This is a genomic window from Acuticoccus kandeliae (genome assembly GCF_003073115.1).
The window spans coordinates 1-290 of sequence record NZ_QBBV01000178.1 but is presented as its reverse complement, the minus strand read 5'-3'; the positions used below and the strand labels follow the sequence as shown (position 1 = coordinate 290).

At 74.1% G+C, this 290-nt stretch carries 1 pseudogene; it reads right to left on the bottom strand.

The window, feature by feature from the left end:
* Positions 1–290 (bottom strand): annotated as a pseudogene (locus DBV35_RS29845) (hypothetical protein); the annotation flags it as partial.

Genomic DNA, 290 nt, shown 5'->3' with positions numbered 1-290 from the left:
GCTCTTCCGATCTCAGCAGCTGGTTGCCGACCCCGAACAGGATGCCCATGTGCGCCGAGATGCCGACCTCGGCCGCCTGCGCCATGAACGGCCAGTCCGTCCAGCGGACGGTGTCGAGGACCGCGCCCGACCCGGGGTCGACCGACACCGCGTCCTGCGCGAGCGGCCAGGACCGCTTCACCTGACCGACCTGCCACGCCTGGCCCGCCTCCGACGGCGGGGTGATCGCGACCGGGTCCGAGATGCCGGCGTCACGGGCCGCGGCGAGCACCCGGTCCGCGGTGGTCCCG